General features: G+C 67.8%; 8 protein-coding genes and 1 tRNA gene. 6 read left to right on the forward strand and 3 right to left on the reverse strand.

Features of this window, described 5'->3' with window-relative positions; all coding sequences use genetic code 11:
- A partial coding sequence (locus I0Q12_RS34145) for a LuxR C-terminal-related transcriptional regulator (protein ID WP_231611594.1) occupies positions 1 to 504 on the forward strand: 504 nt, incomplete at its 5' end.
- A 37-nt stretch (positions 505 to 541) separates the two neighbouring features.
- Positions 542 to 1,657 carry a glycosyltransferase gene (locus tag I0Q12_RS28005; RefSeq protein WP_197256781.1) on the forward strand — a complete coding sequence of 372 codons (1,116 nt, stop codon included), beginning with the start codon at positions 542 to 544 and terminating at the stop codon, positions 1,655 to 1,657.
- Between the two features lie 98 nt (positions 1,658 to 1,755).
- Here I0Q12_RS28005 and I0Q12_RS28010 read toward each other — a convergent pair whose 3' ends face one another.
- Positions 1,756 to 2,565: a DUF5602 domain-containing protein gene (locus I0Q12_RS28010; protein ID WP_231611595.1), complete on the reverse strand. Its 810-nt coding sequence runs from the start codon at positions 2,563 to 2,565 to the stop codon at positions 1,756 to 1,758.
- A 232-nt stretch (positions 2,566 to 2,797) separates the two neighbouring features.
- Here I0Q12_RS28010 and I0Q12_RS28015 point away from each other — a divergent pair, with 232 nt between their 5' ends.
- Positions 2,798 to 3,460: a PaaI family thioesterase gene (locus tag I0Q12_RS28015; protein ID WP_197256783.1), complete on the forward strand. Its 663-nt coding sequence runs from the start codon at positions 2,798 to 2,800 to the stop codon at positions 3,458 to 3,460.
- Between the two features lie 11 nt (positions 3,461 to 3,471).
- Here the strand turns inward: I0Q12_RS28015 and I0Q12_RS28020 are convergent, their stop codons facing one another.
- Positions 3,472 to 3,639 carry a hypothetical protein gene (locus tag I0Q12_RS28020; RefSeq protein WP_197256785.1) on the reverse strand — a complete coding sequence of 56 codons (168 nt, stop codon included), beginning with the start codon at positions 3,637 to 3,639 and terminating at the stop codon, positions 3,472 to 3,474.
- A gap of 89 nt (positions 3,640 to 3,728) precedes the next feature.
- Positions 3,729 to 3,805, reverse strand: a tRNA-Arg gene (locus I0Q12_RS28025).
- A 144-nt stretch (positions 3,806 to 3,949) separates the two neighbouring features.
- Here I0Q12_RS28025 and I0Q12_RS28030 point away from each other — a divergent pair.
- The 3 genes from I0Q12_RS28030 to I0Q12_RS34150 form a co-directional block, all read left to right on the forward strand.
- Positions 3,950 to 4,831, forward strand: a complete 882-nt coding sequence (locus I0Q12_RS28030) for a xanthine dehydrogenase family protein subunit M (RefSeq protein WP_197256786.1) — start codon at positions 3,950 to 3,952, stop codon at positions 4,829 to 4,831.
- A gap of 4 nt (positions 4,832 to 4,835) precedes the next feature.
- Positions 4,836 to 5,330, forward strand: coding sequence for a (2Fe-2S)-binding protein (locus tag I0Q12_RS28035; RefSeq protein ID WP_197256788.1), 495 nt, complete (start codon positions 4,836 to 4,838; stop codon positions 5,328 to 5,330).
- Positions 5,330 to 6,596, forward strand: a 1,267-nt coding sequence (locus tag I0Q12_RS34150; protein ID WP_231611607.1) for a molybdopterin cofactor-binding domain-containing protein, incomplete at its 3' end; no start/stop codon positions are given. The genes I0Q12_RS28035 and I0Q12_RS34150, both read left to right, overlap by 1 nt.

Here is a 6,596-nt window from a genome sequence, read left to right on the forward strand (position 1 = left end):
CGCGCATTGGAATTTCTCGATCGGATGGGCGGCGACTCGCGGATCCGGATGATGCCCGCGGTCGCGGCGGCCGTGCGTTTCCGGAATTCGGGCGACGCGGTGGTCACCCGGATGCGCACCGCCGACGGCGAATGGCTGGTGCTGCGCGCAGGGCGACTCGACGGCCGGGGAGCGGCAGGCCGGGTGGTCGTCACGCTGGAACCGGCCCATCCCGCGCAGATCGTCGCGCTGGTGACCGACCTGTACCGACTCACCACGCGGGAGGCGGAGGTACTCGGACATGTCCTCGCCTGCGAGACGCGGGCGGAGATCGGGCAACGAATGTTCATCAGCCCCTACACCGTCCAGGACCACCTGAAGAGCATCTACGCCAAGCTCGGCGTCAACAGCCGTCAGGAACTCGTCGCGCACCTGTTCTTCGCCCACCATCTGCCGCACTTCGGTGCGCCGGTCGGACCGGACGGCTCGTTCACCGGAACGGCACGAAGCGAACAGAACCCGTAGCTACCGGTCGGGGCGTCCTGGAGAGGGAGGGAACGTCGTGTCCGACATCCTGATCGTGACGTTCGAAGCCGGCGGCAATGTGCCGCCGGCGCTGGGTATCGGCAGGGAACTGCATCGCCGCGGTCACCGCGTCCGGGTTCTCGGGCACGCGATGCAGCAGTCGCAGATCGAATCGGCCGGGCTCGAATTCCGCGCCTACCGGAACTCCCCGCCGTGGCGCCCCCACGACCAGTTGAGCACGTGGACGGTCCTGACAATGGGGATCACGATGGTCACCGAACCGGGAGTCGGGCAGGATCTCCGGGACGAGGTGCGCGCCGATCCGGCCGATCTGGTGGTCGTCGACTGCATGCTGTTCAACGCGCTCGATGCGGCCGCCCGTGAGGGACTGCGACACGTCGCGCTGTTCCACACCTTCTACGCGATGTTCTACGGATCGTTCCGGCGCGGCCCGTTCGGTATCGTCGCCCGAACGAAAGGGCTCGGTCCCCGGCGTGTGTGGCACGAGTCCGATCTCGAACTGGTGTGCTCGGACCCGGAGTTCGATCCCGCGGCTCGCGACGGAGCCGGGCGGACGAACGGGCACGTGGTGTGGACCGGGGCCGTGCACGATGTCCTGGAGGCGGCGGTGGGGCGGACCCCACCGCGTGTGCTGGCCAGTCTCAGCACGGCCGGATTCGCGGGCCAGCGCAGGACCCTGCAGAACATCCTCGACGCCGTCGAGGGCACCGACGTCGAGCTGGTCGTCACGACCGGACCCTCGGTCGACCCCGCGGGATTCCGTGTACCGGCGAATGCAACGGTCCACCGGTACGTTCCGCACAACGAGTTGATGCCGGAATGCTCCGCGGTGATCGGGCACGGAGGGCACGCCACCACGTTCCGGGCTCTCGCGCACGGTCTTCCGATGCTGATCATGCCCATGTCGCCGCTCACCGACCAGCCGGGAGTCGGGAAGGCGGTGGCCGCCGCCGGTGCCGGAAAGGTGCTCCGCAGGACGGCGAGCCCCGGCAAGATCCGCGACGCGATCGACGAGCTGGTGCATTCGGAGCGCTATCGGACCGCGGCGGCCGCGCTCGGCACCCGGATCAGGGCCACCGACGGCGCTGCGGCCGCCGCTGATCGGCTTCTCGCGCTGGACGACTCACCGTGATAGGTATGTCCCTCACGGACCCGCTCGGCCGTCAGTCATCCGCCCCGAGGATCGTCAGAGCGGATGACCGAGCGCGCCGCGGATGGGTGCCACGGGTCTCAGGACCCGGTGCGGTACACCATCTCGGACAGGGTGATCTCGAACTCCTGAGCGCTGTCGTCGAATCGGACGGTGTAGACGGTGGGGTAGTACGCGGACTTCTGGTAGGCCTGAGGTTGTTTGATGCTCTCCTGCAAGGTCGGCTCCGTGAGCAGCCATGCGCGGGTGATCATCGGTTCCATGAACGTGAAGGTGCCGTCCCAGGATCCGTTGATGAACGTCTCGGTGAAGTCGTAGACGCCCGGGATCATGCCTTCGGTCGCGTCGACCCAGTGCGTCCCCATGAACGGCACCGCCAGCTCGGACGCCAGCGCGCCGGGCGGGGAGACGTAGTCGCGCGGCATGTACCGGGCGTCGGGAAAGTGGGCGGCCTGCGTGCCGAACTCGGGTGCCGCCGGATCGATCCGCATGATCGACGCCATGTCGGTCATGTAGAAGTGGAAGTCGAAATGAGGCTTACCGAAAAGGATTTCGGGTTCGTGTCCGTGTGGGTTCCAGTTGAGCATCAGGTGGTCGAAGGCAGTCGCGGACGCCTCTGCCGGGAAATCGAGCATGAGCATGGCCGGTTCGGTGGGAAGGCCGTCGAGTGCGGCCGCCGAAACCCGGACGCCGACCGCGGCCGGTTCACCGCCGGGGTCCACGGAGGCGAAGGTTCGAACCACTCCGTTGCCGAGGTTCCCCGAGGATCCGAAGGAGGTGCGGCTCCCGTCCGGAGCCGCTGTCGCGCTGTACCAGGACAACCCTCCCGCAACCAGGAACGCTGCAATCGCCGGTCCTGCGGATCGGAACAGCCGGTGATGCCGCATCATCCGACCTCCTCGTCGAGATACGTTCTTCTACTACAGGATTCGCGCTCGATCGAGGTTCTTTCCTGTGCTCTCAGTATCGGACGACGCCGTGCCGCCGGACCATCCCTCGGACGGGGGGTGTTGCGGCCGTGCGCGCGTGGACCCTGTCCCGGTCACCGGAACGCGAGATTGACACCTTCGGCTCCGCGCAGTTCGAATCCGGCGACCGTGTCCCGACACCGCAGGAGCCCGCATGACCGACGTCATCAGCCTCTACATCAACGACGGCCTGTCCGAAGACGAGGTCGCGCACCAGGCGGCGCTCTACGGGCCGCTGGTCGAGGACATCCGCGCGCTCATTCCGCTCGGTATCTCCACCCAGGCCGACGACGACGAGATCCGCCGGGCTCGCGAACACCTCGCGGCGGCCGCGGCGATCCTCGGGAGGCGACGCGACCCCGGACCGTACGGGACACGGTTCAACGACGCCGGCCAATTCCGTTCCTGGGGCAACGCTGCATTAGGGCTGCGCAACGCGGTGGCTCCGCCGCTCGAGATGAACACCGACCCGGACGGCCGGGTCTGGACGGACTTCCACCTGCACATCGGCTACGAGGGGCCGGCCGGCCACACCCACGGGGGCGTTTCGGCGCTCGTTCTCGACCAGGTCCTCGGCGACGCCGCTCGTGTCGGGGGCTCACCCGGCATGACCGGCACCCTCACTCTCCGCTACCGCACGCCCACGCCGCTCGGCGATCTGCACGCCGAGGCGAAGCTCGACCGCCGCGAGGGTCGCAAGGCGTTCGTCACCGGCCACATCGCCGGGCCCGACGGGATCTGCGTGGAAGCGGAAGGCATCTTCATCTCCCCACCGTGGATCGAGGACGCGCGGGCCAAGATCGACGCGCAGGACTGAATCCGGGGGAGTCAGTCGTCGAGTCGCTCGGCCTGCGCAATCGCCGCCTGCAACTGTTCGAGCAGTGTCCGGGCCTGCGCGAGGTCGAGCGCGACGCCGAGGCCGTCGAGAAGATCGAGTACGACGGTCGGTCCGTTCGCGCGTGCAGTGACAGGGTGTTCGCCGGTCGTCTCGGTCACGAGCGGCTCCTCTCGTCAGGCGGAGTGCGGCTACCGGTCCAGTGTGCCGCGAAGAACTGGTGCCGGGAGGCGAGACGAAAGAGTGGTGATGGTGCCCCCGGCAGGATTCGAACCTGCGACCTAGAGATTAGAAGGCTCTTGCTCTATCCACCTGAGCTACGGAGGCGCGAAGAGCATCGTATCTGCTCTGTCCGTGATCGGGAATTTCGGGCAGGCGGCGAGTCGTCATCCGGTCGGAATCGCCCGATTCTCCTGCAGGATCCTGCCGCGACGATACACTGCGCATGTAACCGGATGTGAGGTGTTTCACATGCAGGTACCAGGGCCATTCGAGTACGAACGCGCGACCGGCGTCGACCACGCGATCGCGCTGCTGGACAAGCTGGGGGACGAGGCGAGGGTCATCGCCGGTGGTCACAGCCTGCTTCCGATGATGAAGTTGCGGCTGGCGAACCCCGAGTTCTTGATCGACATCAACGACCTCGCCGGCGAGCTGGGCTATATCGACATCGGTGACGACGTGGTGCGGATCGGCGCGATGGTCCGCCACCGCGAACTGCTCGAGTCCGACGACCTCGCCGCGGTGTTCCCGATCTTCCGGGACGCGGAGAAGGTCATCGCCGACCCGGTCGTCCGCAATCGCGGCACCCTCGGCGGGTCCTTGTGCCAGGCCGATCCCGCCGAGGATCTGTCGACGGTGTGCACCGCGCTCGACGCCACGTGCGTGCTGCGCGGACCGTCCGGAACTCGGGAGCTTGCGCTCACCGACTTCGAGCTCGGTCCCTACGAGACTGCCGCCGCGAGCAACGAACTGCTCGTCGAGGTGCGCCTGCCGCGCCACGGCAACGGATCCAGCGCATACGCGAAGGTCGAACGGCGCGCAGGGGACTGGGCCATCGCTGCCGCCGGGGCGGCAGTGTGGATGAACGGGAAGACGATCGAGCAGGCGCGGGTCGCGCTCACCGCGGTGCGTCCCGACCCCGCCGCACTCGCCGAACTCGGCGAATTCCTGCGCGGCGCCGAACCTTCCGAAGAACTGTTCCGCGAGGCCGGCGCGCGAGCCGCGGCCGCGTGCAACCCCGACGCCGATCAGCGCGGAACAGCCGACTACAAGCGTCATCTCGCGTCGGAACTGACCGTACGCACGCTGCGCCGCTCCGTCGAACGGCTCGCAGTTTCCGAAAGGGGCTGAACTCATGCAGGTTTCGATGACGGTGAACGGGGAGCCTGTTACCGCGGAGATCGAACCTCGGACGCTTCTCGTGCACTTCCTGCGAGACCACCTGGGGCTCACCGGAACCCACTGGGGATGCGACACCAGCAACTGCGGCACCTGCGTCGTCGCCGTCGATGGTGAACCCGTCAAGTCGTGCACGACGCTCGCCGCGATGGCAGGCGGGCACGACGTCCTCACCGTCGAAGGGCTCGAGAAGGACGGCGTGCTGGACCCGATCCAGGAAGGGTTCATGCGGTGCCACGGCCTGCAGTGCGGGTTCTGCACGCCGGGCATGATGATCACCACGCGTGCCCTGCTCGACCGCAATCCCGACCCCGACGAAGCGACCATCCGCGAGGCGATCTCCGGCCAGATCTGCCGCTGCACCGGCTACACGACCATCGTGCGTTCGGTGCGTTGGGCCGCCGAGCACGCCCCCGCCGAACAGCTCACCGAATCCGAGGGAGCAGTGTAATGACCGCCGTCGAACCTGACCGGCAGGATCCCGAGACCGCCGACAACGACCGCACACCGTGCGGGCACGGCCGGATGCTCCGCAAGGAGGATCCCCGCTTCATCCGCGGCCGGGGCAATTACGTCGACGACGTCCAGTTGCCCGGCATGCTGCACCTGGCGATCCTGCGCGCCCCCGTCGCGCACGCGAAACTCGTGAGCATCGACACCACCGCCGCGCAGGCGCATCCCAAGGTCAAGGCCGTCGTCACCGGCGCCGACCTCGCCGCCAAGGGCCTGGCCTGGATGCCGACCCTGTCCAACGACGTGCAGGCCGTCCTCGTCACCGACAAGGTGCGGTTCTTCGGACAGGAGGTCGCGTTCGTCGTCGCCGAGGACCGCTACTCCGCGCGCGACGCGCTCGAGCTCATCGACGTCGAATACGAGCAGCTCGACCCGGTGATCGATGTCCGCCGTGCACTCGCGGAGGACGCGCCGGTGATCCGCGACGACCTCGACGGCAAGACCGACAACCACTGCTTCGACTGGGAGACCGGCGACGCCGCGGCCACCGACGCCGCGTTCGCGAAGGCCGACGTGGTGAGCCGCCAGGAGATCGTCTACCCGCGCGTGCACCCGGCGCCCATGGAGACCTGCGGGGCCGTCGCCGACCTGGACCGTGTTACCGGCAAGCTGACCCTGTGGTCGACGAGCCAGGCCCCGCACGCGCACCGAACCCTGTATGCGCTGGTCGCAGGTCTGCCCGAGCACAAGATCCGGGTGATCTCCCCGGACATCGGCGGCGGTTTCGGCAACAAGGTTCCGATCTACCCGGGCTACGTGTGCGCGATCGTGGCGTCGCTGCTGACCGGCAAACCGGTCAAGTGGATGGAGGACCGCAGCGAGAACCTGGTCAGCACCGGATTCGCCCGCGACTACGTGATGGTCGGGGAGATCGCGGCCACCAAGGACGGCAAGATCCTGGCGATCCGCTCGCAGGTCCTCGCCGACCACGGCGCCTTCAACGGCACCGCGGCCCCGGTGAAGTACCCGGCCGGATTCTTCGGCGTGTTCACCGGCAGCTACGACATCGAAGCCGCCTACTGCCACATGACCGCCGTCTACACCAACAAGGCGCCCGGCGGCGTCGCGTACGCGTGCTCGTTCCGCATCACCGAGGCCGTGTACTTCGTCGAACGGCTCGTGGACTGCCTCGCCTACGACCTCGACATGGACCCGGCGCAGCTGCGGCTGAAGAATCTGCTGCGCCCGGACCAGTTCCCGTACA

The sequence above is a fragment of the Rhodococcus sp. CX genome (genome assembly GCF_015865005.1).
Classification (GTDB): domain Bacteria; phylum Actinomycetota; class Actinomycetes; order Mycobacteriales; family Mycobacteriaceae; genus Rhodococcus.